Source organism: Micromonospora sp. NPDC018662 (assembly GCF_044391475.1).
Taxonomy (GTDB): domain Bacteria; phylum Actinomycetota; class Actinomycetes; order Mycobacteriales; family Micromonosporaceae; genus Micromonospora.
The window spans coordinates 61,596-85,655 of sequence record NZ_JBISAC010000002.1 but is presented as its reverse complement, the minus strand read 5'-3'; the positions used below and the strand labels follow the sequence as shown (position 1 = coordinate 85,655).

The 24,060-nt window shown below is 73.7% G+C and carries 18 protein-coding genes; 16 read left to right on the top strand and 2 right to left on the bottom strand.

The window, feature by feature from the left end; translation table 11 throughout:
• Positions 1–33 precede the first annotated feature (33 nt).
• From ACH495_RS05685 to prfA, 8 genes are all read left to right on the top strand, one after another.
• Positions 34–3,273 (top strand): efflux RND transporter permease subunit, encoded by a 3,240-nt coding sequence (locus ACH495_RS05685; RefSeq protein WP_396856596.1) that lies wholly within the window; start codon positions 34–36, stop codon positions 3,271–3,273.
• A 124-nt stretch (positions 3,274–3,397) separates the two neighbouring features.
• Positions 3,398–4,219, top strand: coding sequence for a polysaccharide deacetylase family protein (locus ACH495_RS05680; RefSeq protein ID WP_396856595.1), 822 nt, complete (start codon positions 3,398–3,400; stop codon positions 4,217–4,219).
• 9 nt (positions 4,220–4,228) lie between these two features.
• Positions 4,229–5,461, top strand: coding sequence for an MFS transporter (locus tag ACH495_RS05675; protein WP_396856594.1), 1,233 nt, complete (start codon positions 4,229–4,231; stop codon positions 5,459–5,461).
• A gap of 62 nt (positions 5,462–5,523) precedes the next feature.
• On the top strand, positions 5,524–6,426 hold the full coding sequence (gene thrB, locus ACH495_RS05670) for a homoserine kinase (RefSeq protein ID WP_396856593.1): 903 nt from the start codon (positions 5,524–5,526) through the stop codon (positions 6,424–6,426).
• A 339-nt stretch (positions 6,427–6,765) separates the two neighbouring features.
• Positions 6,766–8,955 carry a transcription termination factor Rho gene (rho, locus tag ACH495_RS05665; protein WP_396856592.1) on the top strand — a complete coding sequence of 730 codons (2,190 nt, stop codon included), beginning with the start codon at positions 6,766–6,768 and terminating at the stop codon, positions 8,953–8,955.
• Positions 8,956–9,207: 252 nt separating this feature from the next.
• A complete protein-coding gene (locus ACH495_RS05660; protein ID WP_396856591.1) occupies positions 9,208–12,597 on the top strand; it encodes a phosphodiester glycosidase family protein in 3,390 nt (1,129 codons plus the stop codon).
• Positions 12,598–12,868: 271 nt separating this feature from the next.
• Positions 12,869–13,093, top strand: a complete 225-nt coding sequence (gene rpmE, locus ACH495_RS05655) for a 50S ribosomal protein L31 (protein WP_013288272.1) — start codon at positions 12,869–12,871, stop codon at positions 13,091–13,093.
• A gap of 96 nt (positions 13,094–13,189) precedes the next feature.
• Positions 13,190–14,278: a peptide chain release factor 1 gene (prfA, locus tag ACH495_RS05650; RefSeq protein ID WP_396856590.1), complete on the top strand. Its 1,089-nt coding sequence runs from the start codon at positions 13,190–13,192 to the stop codon at positions 14,276–14,278.
• Positions 14,279–14,353: 75 nt separating this feature from the next.
• Here the strand turns inward: prfA and ACH495_RS05645 are convergent, their stop codons facing one another.
• Positions 14,354–15,907 (bottom strand): diguanylate cyclase domain-containing protein, encoded by a 1,554-nt coding sequence (locus ACH495_RS05645; RefSeq protein ID WP_396856589.1) that lies wholly within the window; start codon positions 15,905–15,907, stop codon positions 14,354–14,356.
• A 73-nt stretch (positions 15,908–15,980) separates the two neighbouring features.
• Between ACH495_RS05645 and prmC the strand changes: the two genes are divergently transcribed.
• From prmC to ACH495_RS05625, 4 genes are all read left to right on the top strand, one after another.
• Positions 15,981–16,928, top strand: a complete 948-nt coding sequence (gene prmC / locus ACH495_RS05640) for a peptide chain release factor N(5)-glutamine methyltransferase (protein ID WP_396856588.1) — start codon at positions 15,981–15,983, stop codon at positions 16,926–16,928.
• Positions 16,928–17,572, top strand: a complete 645-nt coding sequence (locus ACH495_RS05635; RefSeq protein WP_396856587.1) for an L-threonylcarbamoyladenylate synthase — start codon at positions 16,928–16,930, stop codon at positions 17,570–17,572. The genes prmC and ACH495_RS05635 overlap by 1 nt, the downstream gene beginning before the upstream one ends.
• Positions 17,573–18,184 carry a phosphotyrosine protein phosphatase gene (locus ACH495_RS05630; protein WP_396856586.1) on the top strand — a complete coding sequence of 204 codons (612 nt, stop codon included), beginning with the start codon at positions 17,573–17,575 and terminating at the stop codon, positions 18,182–18,184.
• A 112-nt stretch (positions 18,185–18,296) separates the two neighbouring features.
• Positions 18,297–20,408, top strand: coding sequence for a transglycosylase domain-containing protein (locus ACH495_RS05625; protein ID WP_396856585.1), 2,112 nt, complete (start codon positions 18,297–18,299; stop codon positions 20,406–20,408).
• A 130-nt stretch (positions 20,409–20,538) separates the two neighbouring features.
• Here the strand turns inward: ACH495_RS05625 and ACH495_RS05620 are convergent, their stop codons facing one another.
• Complete coding sequence (locus ACH495_RS05620; RefSeq protein ID WP_396856584.1) at positions 20,539–22,005, bottom strand: SDR family oxidoreductase; 1,467 nt, start codon at positions 22,003–22,005, stop codon at positions 20,539–20,541.
• An 87-nt stretch (positions 22,006–22,092) separates the two neighbouring features.
• Between ACH495_RS05620 and ACH495_RS05615 the strand changes: the two genes are divergently transcribed.
• From ACH495_RS05615 to ACH495_RS05600, 4 genes are all read left to right on the top strand, one after another.
• Entirely contained in the window at positions 22,093–22,524 is a 432-nt protein-coding gene (locus ACH495_RS05615) for a hypothetical protein (protein WP_396856583.1), read from the top strand.
• A 174-nt stretch (positions 22,525–22,698) separates the two neighbouring features.
• Positions 22,699–22,935, top strand: a complete 237-nt coding sequence (locus tag ACH495_RS05610) for a hypothetical protein (protein ID WP_396856582.1) — start codon at positions 22,699–22,701, stop codon at positions 22,933–22,935.
• Between the two features lie 11 nt (positions 22,936–22,946).
• A complete protein-coding gene (gene atpB, locus ACH495_RS05605; protein ID WP_396777787.1) occupies positions 22,947–23,744 on the top strand; it encodes a F0F1 ATP synthase subunit A in 798 nt (265 codons plus the stop codon).
• Positions 23,745–23,814: 70 nt separating this feature from the next.
• Positions 23,815–24,048 carry an ATP synthase F0 subunit C gene (locus ACH495_RS05600; protein WP_091571232.1) on the top strand — a complete coding sequence of 78 codons (234 nt, stop codon included), beginning with the start codon at positions 23,815–23,817 and terminating at the stop codon, positions 24,046–24,048.
• Positions 24,049–24,060 lie beyond the last annotated feature (12 nt).

Here is a 24,060-nt window from a genome sequence, read left to right as displayed (position 1 = left end):
CCGCAGACCCCTCTTCAGGAGTGACCAACGCCCATGTCGTTGCTCGCCAGATTCAGTCTTGCCAACCGGGGCCTGATCGCCCTGATCGCGTTGGTGACCACGGCGTTCGGCGCGTTCGCCGTGCCGTCGTTGAAGCAGCAGCTGCTGCCGTCGCTGGAGTTCCCCGCCGCGTTCATCGTGGCGCCGTACCCGGGCGCCGCCCCCGAGATCGTCGAGTCCCAGGTCGCCGAGCCGATCGAGAACAGCCTCCAGGGCATCCCGGGGCTGGAGAAGGTCACCTCCACCTCGCGCGAGGGCGCGGCCACCGTCCAGGTGCAGTACGAGTTCGGCACCGACCTGGACGACGTGGTCAACAAGATGGAGACCGCGATCAACCGGGCTCAGCTCCCGGAGGGCGTCGACCCGCAGGTCATCGCCGGCAGCACCGACGACCTGCCCGCCGTGGTGATCGCCGCGACCGGCGACGGCGACGAGCGGGCGCTGGCCGAGAAGCTGCGCGCCACAGTGGTGCCGGAGCTGGAAGGGCTGGACGGGGTCCGCTCGGTGGACGTCACCGGCGCCCGGGACCAGGTGGTGTCGATCACGCCCGACCCGGCGAAGCTGGCCGCCGCCCGGGTGGCCCCGACCGCCATCGCGGCGGCGCTCAAGACCAACGGGGTGGCGGTGCCGGCGGGCGCGCTGGCCGACGGCGACCGGTCGCTGCCGGTGCAGGTCGGCACGCCCATCCGCACCGTGGACGACCTGCGCGGCATCGTGCTCACCACCGCGCCGGCCGCGCCGGTCCGCCTCGGCGACGTGGCCCGGGTGGAGCCGCAGCTCGCCCCGGCGACGTCGTTCACCCGCACCAACGGCAAGCCGAGCCTCGGCATCGCGGTCACCGCCAGCCCGGACGGCAACGCGGTCGGCATCTCGCACGACATCCGCGACCGGTTGGACGAGTTGACGGCCGCCTCCGGCGCCGAGCTGACAGTGGTCTTCGACCAGGCCCCGTTCGTCGAGCGGTCCATCGAGAGCCTCACCACCGAGGGCCTGCTCGGCCTGCTGATGGCGGTGGTGGTGATCCTGGTCTTCCTGCTCTCGGTGCGGTCCACCGTGGTCACCGCCGTCTCCATCCCGCTGTCGGTGCTGGTCGCGCTGATCGTGCTCTGGGCCGGCGACTACTCGCTGAACCTGCTCACGCTGGGCGCGTTGACCATCGCGGTGGGCCGGGTGGTGGACGACTCGATCGTGGTGCTGGAGAACATCAAACGGCACCTGGAGTACGGCGAGGAGAAGCGCGACGCGATCCTCACCGCCGTGCGCGAGGTGGCCGGCGCGGTGACCGCGTCCACCCTGACCACGGTCGCGGTGTTCGCGCCGATCGCCCTGGTGGGCGGCTTCGTCGGGCAGCTCTTCGCGCCGTTCGCGATCACCGTGACGGTGGCGCTGCTCGCCTCGCTGCTGGTGTCGCTGACCGTGATCCCGGTGCTGGCGTACTGGTTCCTCCGGCCGCGCCGCGGCGCGGACGACGAGGCCGCCCGCCGGGCCGCCGAGGAGAAGGAGCTGCGCAGCCCGCTCCAGCGGGCGTACCTGCCGGTGATCGGCTTCGCCACCCGCTCCCGGAAGAGCCGGTGGGCCACCGTGGCGCTGGGCCTGCTGGTGCTGCTGGGCACGTTCGGCCTGGCGCAGAAGCTGGAGACCAACTTCCTGGACGACTCCGGCCAGGACACCCTCGCCATCCGGCAGGAGATGCCCGCCGGCACCGGGCTCACCGGCACCGACCGGGCCGCCGCCCGGGTCGAGGAGGTGCTGAAGCGTACGCCGGGCGTGGAGACCTACCAGGTCAGCGCCGGTGGTGGGGACAACCCGTTCGCCGGGGGCGGCGGCAGCGACCGGGCCTCCTGGTCGCTGGCGCTGGCCGACGACACCGACGCCAGGACGGTGCGGGAGGCGCTGCGCAAGGAGTTCGACGCGCTCGGCCCGGAGGCCGGCGAGCTGACGTTCGGCGGCGGGCAGGACGCCTCCGCCAACCAGGTCGAGGTGGTGGTGCAGGCCGCCGACCAGGAGACGCTGGCCCGGGCGGCGGAGGAGGTCCGGGCCGCGATGGCCGGCACCTCCGGCGTCGAGGACGTCACCACCGGCCTGGCCACCCGGGTGCCCCGGGTGGAGGTGACCGTGGACCGGGTCGCCGCGGCCCGCGCGGGTCTGACCGAGGCGGCCGTGGGGCAGCTCGTCGCGCAGACGTACCGGGGGGTGCCGCTGGGCCAGGTCACGCTGGACGGCACCGCGCAGGACGTGGTGCTGAGCACCGGGGCGAAGCCGCCGCTGAGCGTGGCGGAGCTGCGGGCGCTGCGGGTGGGCCCGGTGACGCTTGACGCGATCGCCGACGTCAACCAGGTCGACGGCCCGCAGCAGGTGACCCGGATCGACGGCGAGCGCAGCGTCTCGGTGACCGGCACGGCCACCGGCTCGAACCTGGGCGCCACCACGTCTGAGCTCCAGAAGAAGCTGGACGCGCTGGACGTGCCGGGTGCCACGTACGTCATCGGCGGGGTGAGCGCCGACCAGGCGGACGCGTTCGCGGACCTCGGCCTGGCCGTGCTGGCCGCCATCGCGATCGTCTTCCTGATCATGGTGGCCACGTTCCGCAGCCTGACCCAGGCGCTGATCCTGCTGATCTCGGTGCCGTTCGCGGCGACCGGGGCGATCGCGCTGCTGCTGGCCACCGGGACGCCGCTGGGCGTGCCGGCGCTGATCGGCGTGCTCATGCTGGTCGGCATCGTGGTGACCAACGCGATCGTGCTGCTCGACCTGATCAACCAGTACCGGGCGCAGGGCATGGGCGTCACCGAGGCGGTGGTCGAGGGCGGCCGGCGTCGGCTGCGACCGATCCTGATGACCGCGGTCGCCACCGTGTTCGCGCTGCTGCCGATGGCGTTCGGGCTGACCGGCGAGGGCGGCTTCATCTCCAGGCCGTTGGCGGTCGTGGTGATCGGTGGCCTGCTCAGCTCGACGTTGCTGACGCTGGTCCTGGTGCCGACGCTCTACACCATGATCGAGCGCACCAAGGGCTCGCTGCGGGACCGCCGGGACCGCCGTCGGGGCGTACCGGAGCCGGCCGGCCCGGTCGAGCCGGCGGTCGCCCCGACTCCGGCGCCGGTGACCGTCGGCGGTGGGGGCGACCCGGCCGTGCCGCCGGCCCGCCCGTCCGGGGCGCTGATCGACGGTACGGACCAGTTCGAGGTGCTCCGCCTGCCCAAGAGCCGTCGTTCCCCGCTTCCCCCGACCGAGTGAAAGGCGGGGGCCCCGCTTAACGCTTTCTGCATAAGCGGGGCCCCCGCCTAACACCTCCCCCCGCTGGGGTGCCGCCGAGCGGTACGCTCGGTGAGCTGGTGCCTACTTTGGGTGCGGGGGCGCGATGGCGGACGGCGTGGGCCGGTGGGGTCGGCGTAGTCTGCTGCGCCGGTCGGCGCTGCTGCTCGGCGGTGCCGCGCTGGGTTCCGCCGCGACGCTGGAGAGCACGTGGGTGGCCGATCGTCGGCTGCCGCTGGCCGGCGGCCCGGCCAGCGCGACCCTCGGCAACCGTCACCAGGACGTCGGCGGAGGCGGGGTGCAGGTGGTCTGGGGCGCCCGCACCGGCGAACCGCTGGTGGCGCTGACGTTCGACGACGGCCCCCGGCCACAGTGGACGCCGATGGTGCTGGACACGCTGGCCGAGCACCGGGTGCCGGCCACGTTCTTCCTGGTCGGTGAGTGGGCCCGCCGGCACGCCGCCCTGGTACGCGACCGGATGGGCGACCACGAGGTGGGCAACCACAGCTGGGCGCACCACGACCTGGCCCGGATGGACGCCGCGACGGTCCACGACGACCTGAGCCGCAGCCACGACGCGATCACGGCGGCCACCGGCGCGGCGCCCCGGCTGCTCCGCCCGCCCTGGGGGCACCTGGGCGGGGCGGTGCTGTACGCGGCGGCCCAACTGGACTACCGGCTGGTGCTCTGGACACTCCAGATGGTCGAGAGCGAGTTCCCGCACGACCCGGCCGGGCACGCCCGCCGCATCGTGGCCGACGTGCGGCCCGGCACCATCCTGCTCGGCCACGACGTCGGTGACGAGCGACGGCTGGTCGCGCTCCGCGGCCTGCCCGACATGATCACCGGGCTGCGGGCCCGGGGCTACGCGTTCGTCACCGTCTCCGACCTGCTGCGTCGCACAGCCGGCCCGGGAGCCGCCGGATAGGGTGCCGGCGTGTCACCCACCCTCTCGGTCCTCGTCCGCAACCGCGACTTCCGCAATCTGTTCCTCGCCGAGCTGGTCGTCTTCGGCGCCGACTGGTTCGTCATGGTGCCGCTGCTGGTGCTGCTGCCGGAACTGACCGGCAGCGGGATCTGGGGCGCGCTGGTGCTGGCCGTGGACACCGGCACCACCGCACTGCTGCTCCCGTACGCCGGCACCGTCGCCGACCGGTTCGACCGCCGCCGGGTCATGATGGCGGCCAATGTGGCCGCGCTCGCCGGCGTCCTGCTGCTGCTCGGTGTCCGCGGTGCCGGAACCGCCTGGCTGGCGCTGCTGGCCATCGCGGTCGTGGCGGTGGCGAAGGCGTTCTACTCGCCGGCCGCCCAGGCCGCCCTGCCCAACGTGGTCGATCCGGTGGACCTGGCGGCGGCCAACGCGGTCGCCGGCTCGGCCTGGGGCACGATGACGGTGGTCGGCGCCTCGCTCGGCGGGATCCTGAGCGCCGTGGCCGGCCCGTACGCCAGCTTCTGGGTGGCCGCGGCGGGCCTGGCCGGGGCGGTGGGGCTGGCCGCGCTGATCCGCCGGCCCCTGCAGGCGCCCCGGGACCCGGCGGCGGGCGTGCCGCGCACCTCGGCGGCGATCCGCGAGGCGCTCGGCTACATCGCGCACCGGCCACGCGTGCTCGCGCTGGTGACGGTGAAGTCGGCGGTCGGCCTGGGCAACGGCGTGCTGACCGTCTTCCCGCTGCTGGCCGGCGTGTACGGGGTCGGCCCGGTGGGCGCCGGCCTGCTCTTCGCCGCCCGGGGCGCGGGTGCGCTGGTCGGCCCGATCCTGATGCGCCGGGTGCTCAGCAACCGGGCCTGGCTGCTCACCGGCCTCGCGTTGTCCATGTCCACCTACGGCCTGGCCTACCTGGGCGCCTCGGCGGTGTCCTGGTTCCCGCTGGTGCTGGCGCTGGTCTTCCTGGCCCACCTCGGCGGCGGCAGCAACTGGGTGCTGTCCAACTACGCGCTCCAGGGCGAGGTGCCGGACCGGCTGCGCGGCCGCGTCTTCGCCACCGACATGATGCTCGCCACGCTGGCCATCGCGATCAGCCAGCTGGTGGTGGCGCTGGTGGTGGACCGGGTGGACGAGCGCACGGTGCTGGCCGGCTGCGGCCTGGTCACCGTGGTCTACGCGATCGGCTGGCGGTTCGCCACCCGACGCCTCTCGCTCACCGACCCGGCGCAGCCGTCGGCGGGCTGACCGGCGGTCCCACGCTCCGGGCGGTCCGGCGCGGTGTCGGGACCAGGCCCTAGCATGAGCCGGTGCCGACGACTTTCGCCTCCGGTCCGGTCCGGGTCCGGGTGCCCGCGACCAGCGCCAACCTCGGCCCCGGCTTCGACGCGCTCGGGCTGGCCCTGGGCCGGCACGACGACGTGACGGCCGAGGTGACCGGCGGCGGCGTCCGGGTGGAGGTCACCGGTGAGGGTGCCGGTGAGCTGCCGGCGGACGACCGCCACCTGGTCGTGACCGCCATGCGGGCCGCGTTCGACGTGCTGGGCGCGCAGCCCGCCGGCCTGGCGCTGGAGTGCGTCAACCGGATCCCGCAGGCCCGCGGTCTCGGCTCGTCCTCGGCGGCCATCGTGGCCGGCGTGCTGGCGGCCCGCGCGCTGGTGGTCGACGGCGGGCAGCGGCTGGCCGACGACGCCGCGCTGCGCCTGGCGGCGGAGCTGGAGGGCCATCCGGACAACGTGGCGCCGTGCCTGCTCGGCGGCTTCACGATCGCCTGGACGGAGCCGTCCGGCGCCCGGGCGGTCTCGCTGCCGGTGGCGCCCGCCGTTCGGCCGACCGTCTTCGTGCCGGCCGAGCGGGGTCTGACCTCGGAGGCCCGCGCCGCCCTGCCGGCCACCGTGCCGCACGCCGACGCGGCGGCCAACGCGGGCCGTGCCGCGCTGCTGGTGCACGCGCTGACCGTCGACCCGGCGCTGCTGCTGCCGGCCACCGTCGACCGACTGCACCAGGAGCAGCGCGCCCCGGGGATGCCGGGCACCGCCGAACTGGTCGCTGAGCTGCGTGCGGCCGGTGTGGCCGCCGTGGTCAGTGGGGCCGGCCCGACGGTGCTGGCGCTCTCCGACGTGCCGGTGGGGTTCGAGGTGGGAACAGAATGGCGTCGGTGGGAGTTGCCGACAGATGTCAGCGGAGCGCGGGTTTTCCGGGGTAGACTTTGACACGCCGAGCGGGACCCTGTTGCCGCAGGTCGGAAGAGTTGATTACGCTCTAGACCGAGCACAGCCGCGAAGCATGCGATCTTCCTGCGGTTCGGCGCACCCCCGAAGCTCTCGGCGGTCAGCCCGTCACCCCTGCCCAAGGCCTACGCCGCACCGCAGTTTCCACAGGTCGCCGCAGACGGCGAGACCTGCTCACCGATGGTGGTGAGTCGGGAAACCGACCGGCTGCTGTGCTACAGACTCCCGCGACGCGTCCATGCGAGGCGGGTGCACCGAGGCCGCCCGGCCACCTGGTTCCACGACTCCGGGCAGTCCCGGCCTATCGAGGGAAGGAATCCATTGAGCGACACCACCGACGTGACGTCGGATGTTTCCAACGTCGCTGGCGATGCCACCACCGCGGCCCCCACGCGCCGTCGGCGCAGTGGTACCGGCCTGTCGGCGATGCTGCTGCCGGAGCTCCAGAGCCTGGCCGCGTCGCTCGGCATCTCTGGTACGGCTCGCATGCGCAAGGGCGAGCTGATCAGTGCGATCAGCGAGCGCCAGGGCGGCGCCGCCGCCGGAACCCCTCGACCGCGGGCCGAGGTCGCGGCCGCGGCCGCTCCCGCCCGCGAGGAGGTGCACGCCGAGGTCCGTGAGGAGCGGGCCGAGGCCGGGCGTCGTCCCGCCGAGCCAGCGCCGGCCGCCGAGGTGACCGAGGGCCGTACGCGTGGTCGTCGCACCCGGACCGCCACCGCGACCGCCGAGGCGCGTCCGGCCGAGGCCCGTTCTGCGGAGGCGCGTCCGGCCGAGGCGCGTGCTACCGAGGCGCGTCCGGCCGAGGTGCGTCCGGCCGAGGCGCGTGCCGAGGTGGCGCCCGCCGAGACCGGCGAGCGGGCCGAGCGCGGCGGCGAGCGGGCCGAGCGCGACGAGCGCGCCGAGGGCCGGGGCCGTGAGCGTGCCGAGCGGGGCGACCGTGCCGACCGGGGCGAGCGTGCCGAGCGGGGCGAGCGTGCCGACCGGGGCGAGCGCAACGACCGGGGCGACCGCGCCGACCGGGGCGAGCGTGCCGAGCGCAACGACCGGGGTGACCGTAACGATCGCGGTGACCGTAACGATCGCGGCGACCGTAACGACCGGGGCGAGCGTGCCGAGCGGGGCGACCGCAACGACCGGGGTGACCGTAACGATCGCGGTGACCGCAACGATCGCGGTGACCGCAACGATCGCGGTGACCGGAACGACCGGGGTCAGCGCGCCGATCGGGACAACCGGGACAGCCGGGACAACGACGACGACGACGAGGGCGGCGGCCGGCGGGGCCGGCGCAGCCGGTTCCGGGACCGTCGACGTGGCCGTGGCGAGCGGGGCGAGAGCGGCGACGGCGGTGCCGTCCGCGAGCCGCAGGTCGGCGAGGACGACGTGCTCGTCCCGGTGGCCGGCATCATCGACGTGCTCGACAACTACGCCTTCGTCCGGACCACCGGCTACCTGGCCGGCCCGAACGACGTGTACGTCTCGATGTCCCAGATCAAGAAGTACGGCCTGCGCCGCGGTGACGCCATCACCGGCGCGGTGCGGGCGGCCCGGGACGGCGAGCAGCGGCGCGACAAGTACAACCCGCTGGTCCGACTGGACACCATCAACGGGATGGAGCCGGACGAGGCGAAGCGTCGGCCCGAGTTCTACAAGCTCACCCCGCTCTACCCGCAGGAGCGCCTGCGGCTGGAGACCGAGCCGCACATCCTGACCACCCGGGTGATCGACCTGGTCATGCCGATCGGCAAGGGACAGCGGGCGCTCATCCAGTCGCCGCCCAAGGCGGGCAAGACGATGGTGTTGCAGGCGATCGCGAACGCCATCACCCGCAACAACCCGGAGTGCCACCTGATGGTGGTGCTGGTGGACGAGCGGCCCGAAGAGGTCACCGACATGCAGCGGTCGATCAAGGGCGAGGTCATCGCGGCCACGTTCGACCGTCCGCCGCAGGACCACACCACGGTGGCCGAGCTGGCGATCGAGCGGGCGAAGCGCCTGGTCGAGCTGGGGCACGACGTGGTCGTGCTGCTCGACTCGGTGACCCGGCTCGGTCGGTCGTACAACCTGGCGGCGCCGGCCAGTGGCCGGATCATGTCGGGTGGTATCGACTCCACCGCGCTCTACCCGCCGAAGCGCTTCCTCGGCGCGGCCCGCAACATCGAGAACGGCGGCTCGCTCACCATCATCGCCACGGCGCTGGTGGAGACCGGGTCCATGGCGGACACGGTCATCTTCGAGGAGTTCAAGGGCACCGGTAACGCCGAGCTGAAGCTGGACCGGAAGATCGCCGACAAGCGCGTCTTCCCGGCGATCGACATCAACCCCACCGGCACCCGCAAGGAGGAGGTCCTCCTGGCGCCGGAGGAGCTGGCGATCATCCACAAGCTCCGCAAGGTGCTGCACTCGCTGGACTCGCAGGCCGCGCTCGACCTGCTGCTGGACCGGCTCAAGCAGTCCCGCACCAACATCGAGTTCCTGATGCAGATCGCGAAGTCCACTCCGGGCGAGTGACCTGACGGATCGACGACGAGGGGTACGGCCACCGGCCGTGCCCCTCGTTCGCGTACCGGCGGGTCGGGGTGGGAGCCAGATCGGTTTTCGGCGATATACCTGGAGGTCATAATTATGACTCTGTGGTATATCGCTTCGCGGCGAACGTCTTGCGCGCCGCGACACGCCCGACTCCCCGGCTTGCTGAAGTTTTTCTACGGTTCAGTCGGGAGGTGTTGAAACTTCTATTCACGGTCGGGTTGACTGTCGTCCATGCGATTGCGCAGTCGATCTGTCCGTTCCCTCGGCGTCCTGCTGCTGACGCCGCTGCTCACCCTCGCCGCGCCCATACCGCCGGCCGTGGCGGCCACCCCGTCGACCGCGGTCACGCTGGCCGCTGTGGAACCCGCCGGCGGCCTCGAGACCGCGAAGACCACCCGGCCGGTCGCGCCCGGCCTGGACCTGACCTCCTTCGACCGCTACGACGCCGCCGGCTGGCTGCGCGCCGACGCGCTCACCGCCGACCTGTCCGGCGGGCTGACCGTTGACTACGTCAACTCCGGCGCGGTCACCCGGGACGAGCCGCTGCGGGCGGCGGTCGACCGGTCCCGCGCCGTGGCGGCCGTCAACGGCGACTTCTTCGACATCAACAACTCGGGCGCCGCCCAGGGCGTCGGCATCCGCTCCGGCGAGCTGGTGCAGTCGCCGGTCGCCGGGCACCCCAACGCGGTCGGGATCGGTGCCGGCGGCCTCGGCCGGGTGGTCGAGGTCGGCTTCGAGGGCACCGCCGCGCTCCCCGGCGGGCCGGTGCCGCTGACCCAGTTCAACAACATGGTGCAGCGTGACGGCGTGGGCGTGTTCACCCCGCTCTGGGGGGCGTACCCCCGGCAGCGCGCGGTCGACGGCGCGGCGCGGGTGGTCGAGGTGACGGTGACCGGCGGGCGGGTGGCCGCCGTCGCCACCACGGCGGGGGAGGGGCCGATCCCGGCCGGCAGCACGGTGCTGCTCGCCCGGGAGAGCGGGGCGGACGCGCTGGCCGCGCTGCGCCCCGGTGACCCGGTCGACCTGTCCTGGCGTCCGCGCGCCTCCGACGGCGGCGACCTGCGTGCCGCGGTGGGCGGCGGCAACGTGCTGGTCCGGGACGGCGTGGTGCAGACCATCGCCGACCAGTCGCTGGCCCCGCGTACCTCGGTGGGGTTCTCCGCCGACGGCCGTCGGATGATCATGCTGACGGTGGACGGCCGGCAGGTGGACAGCCGCGGCGTCACCCAGACCGAGATGGGCCGGATGATGGTCGAGCTGGGCGCCGCGAACGCGCTCAACCTCGACGGCGGCGGCTCCTCCACGCTGCTGGCCCGGGAGCCCGGCGCGGCAGCGGTCCAGGTGGAGAACAGCCCGTCGGACGGCAGTGAGCGGCCGGTGCCCAACGGGCTTGCCGTCTACGCGCCGAAGGGCAGCGGCCGGCTCACCGGCTATTGGCTGGAGACCGCCAGCGACCCGACCGCCGCGCCGGGCGTCGCCCCGGTCCGGGGCGGCCGGCCGGACCGCGTCTTCCCCGGCCTCACCCGCCGGCTCACCGCCGCCGGCCACGACGAGACGTACGGGCCGGCGGCCGGTGCGCCGCGCTGGCACGCCACCCGCGGCCGGGTGGACGACGACGGGGTGTTCCGGGCCGGCAGCCCCGGCCGGAGCACCGTCACCGCCGCGCGCGGGCGGGCCCGGGGCACGCTCGACCTGACCGTGCTCGGCCCGCTGGCGCGGATCGACGGCACCGTCGACCGGGTCGGCCTCGACGGGGCGGGCGACACCGGCCTGTTCGGCGTGGTCGGCTACGACGCCGAGGGCAACACCGCGCCGATCGAGCCGGCCGACCTGAGGCTGGAGTACGACCACGACCTGCTCTCCGTCACCCCCACCGCCGACGGCAACCTGGCCGTGAAGGCCCTCGGCGGGTCCGGCTCCGCGCTGGTCACCGCCCGGGTCGGTACGCGTACCACGGTGCTGCCGGTGACCGTCGGGCTGACCGACGTGCCGGTGGCCGGCTTCGACGACGCCGCGTCCTGGCGGTTCAGCCAGGCCCGCGCGTCCGGCGCGGTCGCCCCGACGGACGGGCACACCGGCACCGGCCTGAAGATGTCGTACGACTTCAGCCAGTCCACCGGCACCCGCGCGGCGTACGCCGATCCGCCGGCCTGGATCGACGTGCCCGGCCAGCCGCAGGCGTTCGGCATGTGGATCAGGGCGAACGGCACCGGCGAGTGGCCGAGCCTGCACCTGCACGACGCGCAGGACACCCAGTTCGTGCTGCGCGGCCCGTACCTCGACTGGACCGGCTGGAAGTACGTCGAGTTCGCGGTCCCGCCGGGCGTGCAGTACCCGGTGCGGGTGCGCCGGTTCTACGTGGCCGAGACCGATCCGGCGAAGCAGTACCGCAGCGAGGTGGTCGTCGACGACCTGGTCGCCCGGGTGCCACCGGACGTGCAGGCCCCGCCGGAGCCGCACCGCACCGACCGGGTGGTGCTGCGCGACGGCACCGTCGACGGCGCGCCCTGGCGCTTCGCGGTGCTCTCCGACGCCCAGTTCGTCGCCGCCGACCCGGACAGCGAACTGGTCGCCCAGGCCCGCCGTACGCTGCGCGAGGTCCGCGCCGCCCGGCCGGACTTCCTGATCATCGACGGCGACTTCGTGGACACCGCGTACCCGGCGGACTTCGCGCTGGCCAAGCGGATCCTGGACGAGGAGCTGGGCGGCGACGTGCCCTACCACTACGTGCCGGGCAACCACGAGATCATGGGCGCCCCGATCGACAACTTCCGGAGCGTGTTCGGGGACACCAAGCGTGTCTTCGACCACCGGGGCACCCGGTTCCTCACGTTGAGCACGGCCAGCGGGTCGCTGCGCGGGGGCGGGTTCGACCAGGTGGAGCTGCTGCGCCGGACGCTGGACGAGGCGGCTGCCGACCGCGCCGTCGGCTCGGTGGCGGTGTTCTTCCACCACCCGCCGCGCGACCCGAGCCCGGTCAAGGCCAGCCAACTGGGGGACCGGAAGGAGGCCGCGCTCGTCGAGCAGTGGCTGGCCGACTTCCAGCACCGCACCGGCAAGGGCGCGCTGATGGTGAACGGGCACGTCGGCACGTTCCACGCCGACCGGGTGGACGGCGTCCCGTACGTGATCAACGGCAACGCGGGCAAGGACCCGTCCACCCCGGCCGGGCTCGGCGGCTTCACCGGCTGGACCGAGTTCGGGGTGGATCCGGTCACCCCGCGGGAGGCGGAGCGGGCCCGCCGGGACCCGCTGGCGGAGGGGCCGGAGTGGGTGGCCGCCGAGATGCACGCCCACGTCGACCGGCTCACGCTGGACGCGCCGGCCCAGGTTCGCCTCGGCGCACCGGTGGCGGTGCCGGCCACGCTCACCCAGCCCGGCGGCCGGAAGGTGCCGGTGGCCGCGCCGGTCAGCGCCGACTGGGCCGGCTCCCCCAACCTGCACGTCGGCGACGCGGCCGGGGTACGCCCGTGGCACGTGGCCCGGTTCGACCCGGAGACCGGGCAACTCACCGCGCTGCGGCCCGGCGCACGGGTCCTGCTCACGGTCACCGTCAACGGCGTACGCGCCGAGGCGACGGTGACCACCGCCGCGGCGGCGCAGGCGCGCCCCGCCGCATGAGGTCCCGGCGAGGGCTCCTCATCCTGGGGGAGGAGCCCTCGCCGGACCCCCACCACGGGGTTGGGGGGCGGGTGGGGGAGTGGTGGGGCGGCGGGTGGGAATGCGGGGAGATGGTCGGGCGTTGTGGCGGGCGGACCTGCTGTGCCGGCCGGCCGACGCCCATGGCACACTGGTCAATCGGCCACCGGTTCCGGTTCACGCCCGAGCCCGTCACCACGACGGGGCACACCGACGGCGACCCGGCGACCACCCACGAAAGGACCGAGGCGACATGAAGCCCAACATCCACCCGGAGTACGTGACCACCGAGGTCCGCTGCTCCTGCGGCAACACGTTCACGACCCGCAGCACCGCCAAGGGCGGCGCCATCAGCGTCGAGACCTGCAGCGCCTGCCACCCGTTCTACACCGGTAAGCAGCGCGTGCTGGACACCGCCGGTCGGGTCGCGAAGTTCCAGCAGAAGTACGCCAAGGTTCAGGCCAAGAAGGCCAAGTAGCTCCGTCGACGACGCCCGTGTCCGGCTCCGTGCCGGGCACGGGCGTTCGTCCGTTTCCGCCGGTGTCGTCGTGTCGTCCGAAGGAGCATCCGCAGCATGAGCAGTGAGCGCCTGGCCGCCCTCCTCGACGAGTACGCCGAGCTGGAGAAGCGGCTGGCCGACCCGGCCATCCACGCCGACCAGGGCACCGCCCGGCGGGTGGGCCGGCGGTACGCCGAGCTGGTGCCGCTGCACAAGGCGGCCGGCGAGCTGGAGCAGGCCCGCGCGGACCTGGTCGCCGCGCGCGAGCTGGCCGCCGAGGACCCGGCGTTCGCCGCCGAGGCGGACACCATCGCGGCCGCCCTGCCGGCGCTGGAGGAGCGTCTCGCCGAGCTGCTCATCCCGCGTGACCCGCACGACGCCAAGGACGTGATCGTCGAGATCAAGGCCGGCGAGGGCGGTGAGGAGTCGGCGTTGTTCGCCGGCGACCTGCTGCGGATGTACACCCGGTACGCCGAGCGCCGGGGCTGGACCACCGAGGTGATCGACGCCCAGGACTCCGACCTCGGCGGCGTGAAGGACGTCTCGCTGGCGATCAAGACCAAGGGCGTGCCCGAGGGCGGCAACGGCGTCTGGTCCCGCCTCAAGTGGGAGGGCGGCGTGCACCGGGTGCAGCGCGTCCCGGTGACCGAGTCGCAGGGCCGGATCCACACCAGCGCGGCCGGCGTGCTGGTGCTGCCCGAGGCGGAGGACGTGGACGTCACCATCGACGCGAACGAGCTGCGGATCGACGTGTTCCGCTCGTCCGGCCCCGGCGGCCAGTCGGTCAACACCACCGACTCGGCGGTCCGGATCACCCACGTGCCGACCGGCATCGTGGTGTCCTGCCAGAACGAGAAGTCGCAGCTCCAGAACCGTGAGCAGGCGATGCGGATCCTGCGTGCCCGGCTGCTCGCCGCGGCGCAGGAGCAGGCCGACGCGGCCGCCTCGGACGCCCGCAAGGCGCAGGTCCGCACCGTGGACCGGTCGGAGCGGATCCGCACCTACAACTTCCCGCAGAACCGGATCACCGACCACCGGATCGGCTACACCGCGTACAACCTCGACCTGGCGCTGGCCGGCGAGCTGGACGGGGTGCTCGACGCGCTGACCGAGGCGGACCGCGCGGCCCGGCTGGCCGGCGGGACCGAGCTGTCCCGTCGCTGACCGCGCGGCGGCGGCGGTGTTAAGCGGGGGCCCCGCCTATACCTGAGGCGTTAACAGGGGGCCCCGCCTTACACCTCAGCTCGCGCGGAGGCGGTCTTTCGCGCGCAGCATCTCGCGGTCGGCCAGCTCGAAGGCGGCGCCGAGCGCCTCCCGGACGCTGATCGTGGTGCTGCCGTCGACCTCGGCGAACCCGATGGTCACCCCGACCGGGGTGCCCGGGACCAGGGATTCCCAGTCCTCGGTGCGCACGGCCGCCTCGATCCGTCGGGCCACCTCGACCGCCTCCGGCATGCCGGTGTCGGGGAGCACCACGACGAACTCGTCGCCGCCGTAGCGGGCCACGAAGTCGCCCCGCCGCATCACCCGGTTGATCACGCCGGCCACCCGTTGCAGCACCAGGTCACCGGAGTGGTGGCCGTGCCGGGTGTTGACCGCCTTGAACCCGTCGAGGTCGCAGACGCCGATCACCACCCGCTCGCCCCGGGACACCACCGCGCCGAGGTAACGCTCCAGCCGGCGTCGGTTGGGCAGGCCGGTGAGCGGATCGGTGAGCGCCTCGCCCTCGTAGCGGGCGGCCTCCCGGCGCATCTCCTCGTGGTCGATCCGCGCGGCGATGCCGTCGATGTAGACGTCCCGCAGGCGGTCGCTGCGGCGCGCGGCCAGCCGGAACGCGTGCCGGTCCGCGCGGTGCGCGCCGGCGTGGTCGCCGGCCCGGGCCAGCGCGATGCTGCGCAGCCGGGGCGGCTCGGCCGCGCCGAGCGTCTCGTCGGACGCCCGGACGGTGTCCAGCCGGGTGACCGCCTCGATCGGCCGGCCGGCGGCGACCGCCAGGCAGACCTGGCCGAGCTGGCGCAGGTCGCGGGCGCGGGCGCTGTCCCCGCCGTGGCCGAGCAGGCGGTTCGGGTCGGCGTCCCCGGCGGACTCCACCCGGTCGCCGAGCGCGGCGCGTCGGGCGGCGGCGTAGCCGTAGGCGGCGAGGCTGCTGGGCCGCAGGTTGCCGGCCCGCCCGCCGCGCAGGAACCGGGCCAGGTCGCCGGCCACGTCGCGCAGCACCCGCAGGCAGCCGTCGCTGTCGCCGTTGTGGTCCAGGGCGACCGCGTTGCGCAGCCGGATCCCCGGCGCCGCGAAGGTCTCCTCCGGGATGCCCGCGCTCAGTCCCACCTCGCGAGCGCGTTCGATCGCGCCGAGCGCGTGGCCGTGAAAGCTGAGGTACGAGTACGCCATCGCCAGGTCGTGCCAGCCCCAGGCGGTGTCCCGGTCCGGCGTGTCGTCGGCGCCGAGCGCGCGGGCGGCCCGGACCAGGTGCATCACGCACCGGTCGAGCGCGCCCTGGTGGTGGGCGGCGAGCGCGGCCAGCGCGTTGAGGTGCCCGTGCAGGTAGGGCTCGGCCAGGTCGCGCACCGCGGCGGAGGCGTCCTCGACGGCCCGGGTGAACTCGGCGGTCCGACCGAGATTGATCAGCGCGGACAGGCGCTGCACCAGCGCGTCGGCGCGGGCGTACGGATCGTCGGTGGTGCGGATCACGCGGTCGAGCAGCACGCACGCCTCGGCGGAACGGCTCGCCTCCTGCAACGCCCGGGCACGTCGGAGGGCGTCAACCTGGTCCTCGACCTGGTCGAGCCAGCCCACTCGCGACCTCCCTGCCGTGTGCGCCCGGACGCACCCGCTCGTGTGGCGAACCGCGACGCTTCATGATTATTGCGTGAGCACACTCCCACAACACCCGTCCGAAGGGACAGAACGCGAACGCGTCTCGCCGGTGATCGCCGGGGCGGCCCGGGCGCTGGCCGCCGCCGGCGTGGAGGCGCCCCGGGCGGAGGCCGAGCAGTTGGCCGCGTACGTGCTGGGGGTGCCGCGCGGCCGGTTGGCGCTGGCCGACGGGTTCACCCCGGCCGACCGTGACCGCCTGGCGGCGCTGCTCGACCGGCGGGTGGCCCGGGAGCCGTTGCAGCATCTCACCGGCGCGGCCGGCTTCCGGCACCTGGAGTTGGCGGTCGGGCCGGGGGTGTTCGTGCCCCGACCGGAGACGGAGCTGCTGGCCGGCTGGGGCGTCGACGCGGCCCGCCGGCTCGCCGCGCCGCTCGTGGTGGACCTGTGCAGCGGCTCCGGCGCGATCGCGCTGGCGGTCGCCCAGGAGGTGCCGTCGGCCCGGGTGGTGGCGGTGGAACGCTCGCCGGCCGCGCTGGCCTGGCTGCGTCGCAACGCCGCGGCCCGCGCCGACGCGGGGGACCGGCCGGTCGAGGTGGTGGCCGCCGACGTGACCGATCCCGAACTGCTGGCGGACCTGGTCGGCCGGGTCGACGTGCTGCTCTGCAACCCGCCGTACGTGCCGAGGTCGGTGACCGTGCCGCCGGAGGTGGCCGGCCACGACCCGGACGAGGCGGTGTTCGGCGGCGCGGACGGGCTGGACGTGCTCCGGCCGGTGGTGGCCCGTGCCGCGACGCTGCTGCGGCCGGGCGGGGTGATCGGCGTCGAGCACGACGACACGCACGCCACGGCGGTGCCGGCCCTGCTCTCCGGCGACGGCCGGTACGAGCGCGTCGAGGAGCACCGGGACCTGGCCGGGCGGCCCCGGTGGGCGACCGCGTCCCGGCGGGCGGACGGCCCCCACGCCGACCCCGCCCCGGCGTGGCAGACTGACTCCTCGTGATGCTCTACGACTGTCGGTCGCCCGCCGACCGGGACCGCGGCATCGCCGCTGCCATCGAGGCGGTCAAGAACGGGGAACTCGTCGTCCTGCCGACCGACACGGTCTACGGCATCGGGGCGGACGCGTTCACCCCGTACGCGGTGAAGGCCCTGGCGGACACCAAGGGTGGCGCCCGGCAGGCGCCGCCGGTGCTGATCGGCTCCCGGCACACGCTCGACGGCCTGGTCTTCTCGCTGCCCCAGGCGGCCCGCGACCTGGTCGAGGCGTTCTGGCCGGGCGCGCTGACGATCGTGGTGGAGCACTCGCCGAGCCTGGCCTGGGATCTCGGCGACACCAGCGGCACGGTGGCGGTGCGGATGCCGTTGCACCCGGTCGCGCTGGAGGTGCTGCGGGAGACCGGGCCGATGGCGGTCGCCTCGGCCAACAAGATCGGCCAGCCGGCCGCGCTGACCGCCGAGGAGGCCCGCGACCAGCTCGGCTACGGCGTCCGGGCCTACCTGGAGGCCGGGCCGGCGGTGGATCCGGTGCCGAGCACGATCGTCGACCTGACCGGCGAGGTGCCGCGGGTGCTGCGCCAGGGCGCGGTGTCGTTGGCGAAGCTGCGCGAGGTGGCGCCGGACATGCTCGACGAGCGGGGGTTCTGAGTGCCGCCGTTCACCGTCCTGCACGTCTGCATGGGCAACATCTGCCGGTCGCCGATGGCCGAGCGGCTGCTGCTGCTCGCCGTGCGGGAGCGGCTGGCCCGGCTCGACGTCGATCCGGCCGGCTCGGACGCGCTGGTGCACAGCCACAGCGCCGGCACCGGCGGGTGGCACGCCGGCGAGGAGATGAACCCGCCGGCCGCGCGACAGGTGACCGCGCGTGGCGGTGAGGTGGCCGGGTTCGCCGCGCGGCGGCTGCGCTCCGACCTGATCGACGCCGCCGACCTGGTGCTCACCGCCACCGCCGACCAGCAGGAGTACGTGGTGGCCCTGCGGCCGGACGCCGCCGGGCACACGTTCGTGCTGGGCGAGTTCGGTCGGCTGCTGGGCGCGCTGGACCGGTCCGCGTTGCCGCCCGCCGGGCCGACGCCGGAGGCGGTGCACGCGCGCGGGGTCGCCCTGGTGGCGGCCGCCGACGCCGCCCGACGGGGTGACTCCGCGTTGCCCACCGACGACCTGGACGACCCGTGGGGTCGGGGCGACCAGTGCTTCAGCCGGGTGGCCGACGAGATCGAGGAGACGGTCCAGCCGCTGGCCGCCGCGTTGCTGCCCTGACGTTCATCCTTTCTCGCGAACTTCCTGCGCATTTCTCCGAAGGTGTCGGCGAAAGCGGCGAATCCGGTCATTCTGAACGGGTCCGTACGGCCGGCTCCTGCGGGGAGAGCTGATGAACCGCGCCCATCTCGACAAGCTGTTCACCGTGCTGCTCGCCGGCGTGCTCGCCGGACTGGCCCTGGCCGCCGCCGCGCTGCCGGCCGCGCTGGTCTTCGGGCTGGGCGTGCGGAACCTGATGCCGTACACCGAGCTGCCGGAGGCGCTCCGGGCACCGCAGCCGGCGCAGCGCTCCAACCTCTACGCCAACGACGGCCACACCCTGATCACCTCGTTCTACGTCGAGGACCGGGTGGACGTGCCGGTGGGCGAGGTGGCGCCGGTGATGCGGGACGCCATCGTGGCCGCCGAGGACGTGCGCTTCTACGAGCACCACGGCGTCGACGTGCGGGGCGTGCTGCGGGCGCTGACCGCCAACCGCACGGAGGGCACCCGGCAGGGCGCCTCCACGCTGACCATGCAGTACGTGCGCAACGCGCTGGCCGGTGACCCCCGGCTGACCGAGGCGCAGCGGACCGCGGCCACCGAGATCACCGCCGGCCGCAAGATCCGCGAGATGCGGTACGCGCTGACGTTGGAACGCCAGGTCGGCAAGGACGAGATCCTCGGGCGCTACCTGAACATCGCGTACTTCGGCGCCGGGGCGTACGGCGTCGCCGCCGCCAGCAAGCGCTACTTCTCCACCACGCCGGACCGGCTCACGCTGGCCCAGGCCGCGCTGCTCGCCGGGCTGGTGCGGGCGCCGGACCACGACGACCCGATCAACGGGGACGCCGCGGCGGCGCTGGACCGCCGGGCGTACGTGCTGGACCGGATGGTGGAGACGGGCCGGGTAGGGGCGGCGGAGGCGGCGGCGGCCAAGGGCGCCGAGCTGGAGCTCAAGCCCAGCGCCACCCCGAACGACTGCACGGCGGTGCCCGCCGGCCACAACGACTGGGGCTTCTTCTGCGACTGGTTCACCCAGTGGTGGAACGCCCAGCCGGCGTTCGGCAAGACCGTCGACGAACGGCAGCGCACGCTGCGCCGCGGCGGCTGGTCGATCGTGTCCTCGCTCGACCCGGACGTGCAGGCCAAGGCGAGCGAGCAGGTCCGGACGATCTATCCGGAGACGATCGCGCGGGCCGCGCCGACCGCTGTGGTGCAGCCCGGCACCGGGCGGGTGCTGGCCATGGCGGTCAACCGCGGCTACGGCGTGGGGAACAACCCGGCCGGACAGCAGAACTACCCGAACACGGTCAACCAGCTCGTGGCCGGGGGCGGCGGCATCACCGGCTACCAGGCCGGCTCCACGTTCAAGCTGTTCGCGCTGCTGGCCGCGCTGGAGGCCGGCCTGCCGCTGGACACCGAGTTCGACGCCCCGAAGGTGTACGTCACGAAGTACCCGATCTCCGGCGGCCCGGCCAGTTGCGGCGGCCGGTGGTGCCCGGCGAACGCCAACACCTACTGGATGGACGGCGACCGCGACATGTGGGACGCGTTCGGCCGCTCGGTGAACACCTACTTCGCCTGGCTGACCGAGCGGGTCGGCGCGGACCGGGTGGTCGAGATGGCCGAGCGGCTGGGCATCGTGTTCCGCGCGCCGCAGGACGCCAAGCTGGCCCGCGACGGGGCGGCGAGCTGGGGGCCGTTCACCCTGGGGGTCTCCGCCACCACGCCGCTCGACCTGGCGAACGCGTACGCCACGGTGGCCGCCGAGGGGACCTGGTGTCGGCCCACCCCGGTCACCTCGATCACGGACGCGACCGGTCGTCGGGTGGCCGCCGGCGACACCGACTGCCGGCAGGTGCTGGACACCGAGGTGGCCCGCGCGGCGGCCGACGCCAGCCGCTGCCCGGTGGGCGACCAGTCGATGTACCGCAAGTGTGCCGGCGGCACGGCCGAGGAGCTGGCGCCGGGCCTACGACGCCCGTTGGCCGGCAAGACCGGCAGCTCGGAGCGGAACGCCACGGAGACCGTTGTCGCGTTCACCCCGCAGCTCGCGGTGGCCACCATCGCCGCGAACCCGGACGACCCGCGGGACGCGGTCGGCGGCGGCGTGCAGAAGCGGCAGATCGCCGCCGTCGGCCGCATCCTCGCCTGGACCCTGCGCGACCAGCCGGTACGCGACTTCGTCCCGCCCGGCGAGGCGGTCGCCTTCCAACACACCAGCCCCCGCACCGGCAACTGACCCACCCACCCACCCACCCCCCACCCCCGTCGGGCGCTGTTTCACGGAAAGAGTGGCCAAGCGGCCGGAAATGGCCACTCTTTCCGTGAAAGAGGCCCGTGGGGGCGTGGGGGTGGGAGGGAGGAGCGCGTCAGGGGGTGGGGTGTTCGGCGTTGCGGGCTATGTTGCGGGCCATGCCGCCGAAGACGACGGCGTGGAACGGGGCGACCGAGGCCCAGTAGAGGTGGCCGGGCAGGCCGTGCGGGAGGAAGACGGCACGCTGGACGTACCGGCTGTGGCCGTCGGCGGCCGGCTCGGCGCGCATCTCCAGCCAGGCCCGGCCGGGCAGCCGCATCTCGGCGCGCAGCCGCAGCAGTTCACCCGGGACGATCTCCTCCACCCGCCAGAAGTCCAGCGCCTCGCCGACCTGGAGCCGGTGCGGGTCGCGCCGGCCCCGGCGCAGCCCCACGCCGCCGACCAGCCGGTCCAGCCAGCCGCGCACCGACCAGGCCAGCGGGAACGAGTACCAGCCGTGCTCGCCGCCGACGCCCTCGATGACCCGCCACAGCGCCCCCGGTGGGGCGTTCACCGCCTGCTCCCGCAGGTCGGTGTAGGCCGTGCCGCCGGACCAGTCCGGGTCGGACGGCAGCGGCTCGGCCGGCGCGTCCGGCCCGCTCGCGGTGGACCAGCGCGTCTCCACCTCCGCGTCGCGCACCTTGGCCAGCGCCAGGCCGACCGCCTGGTCGAAGCCGGTCAGCCCGCCGGGCGGGTCGGGCACGTACCGGGCGATGTCGTGCTCGTGTGCGACCGCCTCGTGGATCAGGCTCTCCACCAGCGGTCGGGCGATCGCGTTCGGCACCGGGGTGATCAGGCCGACCCAGTGCGAGGAGAGCCCCGGGGTGAGCGGGCGCACCGGCAGGATGACCCGGCGCCGCAGCCCGGCCACCCGGGCGTAGCGCTGCATCATCTGCGCGAACGTCAGCACGTCCGGGCCGGCGATGTCGAAGCCGCGGTTCACGTCGGGCGGCAGGTGCGCGCAGCCGGCCAGGTAGCGCAGCACGTCGCGGACCGCGATCGGCTGGATCCGGTTGCGCACCCAGCGCGGGGTGATCATCGCCGGCAGTCGCTCGGTCAGGTAGCGCAACATCTCGAACGAGGCCGAGCCGGACCCGATGATCACCGCGGCCCGCAGCACCGCGGTCGGCACGCCGCTGTCGAGCAGGATCCGGCCCACCTCCGCCCGGGAGCGCAGGTGCGCCGAGGGCAGGCCGTCCCGCTCCGCCGGCTCCGGGCCCCCGAGATAGACGATCCGGCGTACGCCCGCGGCGCGCGCCGCCTCGGCGAAGTTCGTCGCCGCCTCCCGGTCGGCCGCCTCGAAGCCGCGCTGGCCGAGCGAGTGGACCAGGTAGTACGCGACGTCCACGCCCTCGAACGCGGGCGGCAACGTCTCCGGCCGGCGCAGGTCACCCTCGACGATCTCCGCCTCGGCGGCCCAGGGCACGTCACGCAGCCGCCCGGCCTTGCGGGCCAGGCAGCGCACGGTGTGCCCCTCGGTCAGGAGCCGGGGCGCGAGGCGCCCGCCGATGTAGCCGGTGGCACCGGTGACGAGGCATCTCACGGGCTCCAGTGTGCGGCTCCGTAGACTCCTTCGCTGTGGAGAACGCGAGGGAGCGGCAAATGATCACGGTGTTCCCGGCGTACCCCCGTGACTGAGCCGGGCACGCGCGCGGCGGAGGCGGTCGCGGACCGTGGGTGGCGACTGCGCCACCTGCCCGTGCTGCTGGCCGCGGTGGCGGTGCTGGCCGCGGTGGCGGCGGTGGCCGGCGGAGTGTGGCGCGGCGCGGACGGCGCGCTCGGCGCGGCCGGCGGGGTGGCCGTCACGGCGGTGAGCTACACGCTCACCACGGTGGTGCTGGCGTGGGCCGACGCCCGGGACCCGCAGCTCGTGCTGCCGTTCGGGCTGGGTCTCTACGTGGCCAAGATGACCGCGCTCGGCGGCGTGCTGGTGCTGGTCGCCTCCACCGGCTGGCCAGGGCTGATCCCGTTCTGCGTGGGCCTCGCGGCGGGCGTGGTGATCTGGACCGGGGTGCACATCTGGTGGCTGGCCACCGTCCACGCGCGACGCGTCGCGCGCTGACGCGTCCCATCCTTCGGGCGACGCGCCGAAGCGTCCGCGATCGGTCATTCTCTCAGTGGCGCGGGAGGAGTACGGTGCCTCCAGACGACTTCGCCCGCCCGTGTCCCACACAACCAGGTTGTGCGGGGGGTGAGGCACAACCTCTTCTGCCTTGCTGATATCGTTCGCCCCGTCATGGCCGGTGACCAGAAACCCCCCAACACTGGCGGCCCGGGCGACGTTCCGTCCGGTGCCGGTCAGGGTTGGACCGCGCTCTCATACCTCATCGGGGGCATGCTCGTCTGGGGTTTCGTCGGCTGGCTGGTCGACCGTTGGCTCGATACCGGCGGCGTCGCCACCGGCATCGGGGTCGTGCTCGGCATGGCCGGGGGCATCATCCTGGTCGTCCGCCGGCTGGGCACGCCTACTTAGGAAGGGACGCGGTGTTCGGACAGGCGAACGTCCTGGCTCAGGGCCAGGCGGAATTCCCACCGAGCGTGGGGGACTTCTACCTGCCCAGCATCCTGCCCTGGGGTGCGGAGAACTCGTACTGGTTCACCAAGATCACGGCGATGGTGTGGGTCGCCGTCGGCATCTTGATCATCTTCTTCCTGGTCAGCTACCGGAAGCCGCAACTCGTCCCCACCAAGAAGCAGTGGTTCGCCGAGTCGATCTACGGCTTCGTGCGCAACAACATCGCGGTGGACATGATCGGGCACGCGGGGGTGCGGTTCGCGCCGTACTTCACCACGCTCTTCTGCTTCATCCTGCTGACGAACTTCTTCGCGATCGTGCCGTTCTTCCAGATCTCGCCGAACTCGCACATCGCGTTCCCGGCCTTCCTCGCCGTGATCAGCTACGTGATGTTCAACTACGTCGGCATCCGGCACCACGGCTTCGTGAAGTACTTCAAGAACTCTCTGGTTCCGCCGGCGCCCTGGTTCATCCTGCCGCTGCTGATCCCGATCGAGCTCTTCTCGACGTTCATCGTCCGGCCGTTCTCGCTCGCCGTCCGTCTTTTCGCGAACATGTTCGCCGGCCACATGCTCCTGCTGGTCTTCACGCTCGGCGGGTTCGCCATGATCAGCGCCAACGCCTGGTTGGCGCCGGTGTCGGTGCTGTCCTGGACGATGACGGTCGCGCTGACCTTCCTCGAGTTCCTGGTGATCTGTCTTCAGGCGTACGTCTTCACGGTGCTGACCGCCAGCTACGTGCAGGGCGCCCTCGCCGACGAGCACTGATCCGTTCTTTCGCACCAACCGTTGTCGTCCCGCGTGACCGTCACGCGTGATACCCAGGAGGAACCAACCAATGGACATCTACGCCGCGGTAGAGGGCAGCACCGCCGCCATCGGCTACGGTCTCGCGGCCATCGGCCCGGGCATCGGCGTTGGCCTGGTCTTCTCGGCCTACATCCAGTCGACCGCCCGCCAGCCGGAGTCGTCCCGGATGACCCTTCCCTACGTCTGGATCGGCTTCGCCGTCATCGAGGCGCTGGCGCTGCTGGGCATCGCGTTCGGCTTCATCTGGCAGGGCCAGCTCTAATCCAGCCCCCCT

Excerpts from the sequence above, each read along its gene's own strand:
- ACH495_RS05685 (WP_396856596.1), top strand. The coding sequence starts at position 34 with ATGTCGTTGCTCGCCAGATTCAGTCTTGCCAACCGGGGCCTGATCGCC.
- ACH495_RS05680 (WP_396856595.1), top strand. The coding sequence starts at position 3,398 with ATGGCGGACGGCGTGGGCCGGTGGGGTCGGCGTAGTCTGCTGCGCCGG.
- ACH495_RS05660 (WP_396856591.1), top strand. The coding sequence starts at position 9,208 with ATGCGATTGCGCAGTCGATCTGTCCGTTCCCTCGGCGTCCTGCTGCTG.
- rpmE (WP_013288272.1), top strand. The coding sequence starts at position 12,869 with ATGAAGCCCAACATCCACCCGGAGTACGTGACCACCGAGGTCCGCTGC.
- prfA (WP_396856590.1), top strand. The coding sequence starts at position 13,190 with ATGAGCAGTGAGCGCCTGGCCGCCCTCCTCGACGAGTACGCCGAGCTG.
- ACH495_RS05635 (WP_396856587.1), top strand. The coding sequence starts at position 16,928 with ATGCTCTACGACTGTCGGTCGCCCGCCGACCGGGACCGCGGCATCGCC.
- ACH495_RS05625 (WP_396856585.1), top strand. The coding sequence starts at position 18,297 with ATGAACCGCGCCCATCTCGACAAGCTGTTCACCGTGCTGCTCGCCGGC.
- ACH495_RS05610 (WP_396856582.1), top strand. The coding sequence starts at position 22,699 with ATGGCCGGTGACCAGAAACCCCCCAACACTGGCGGCCCGGGCGACGTT.
- ACH495_RS05600 (WP_091571232.1), top strand. The coding sequence starts at position 23,815 with ATGGACATCTACGCCGCGGTAGAGGGCAGCACCGCCGCCATCGGCTAC.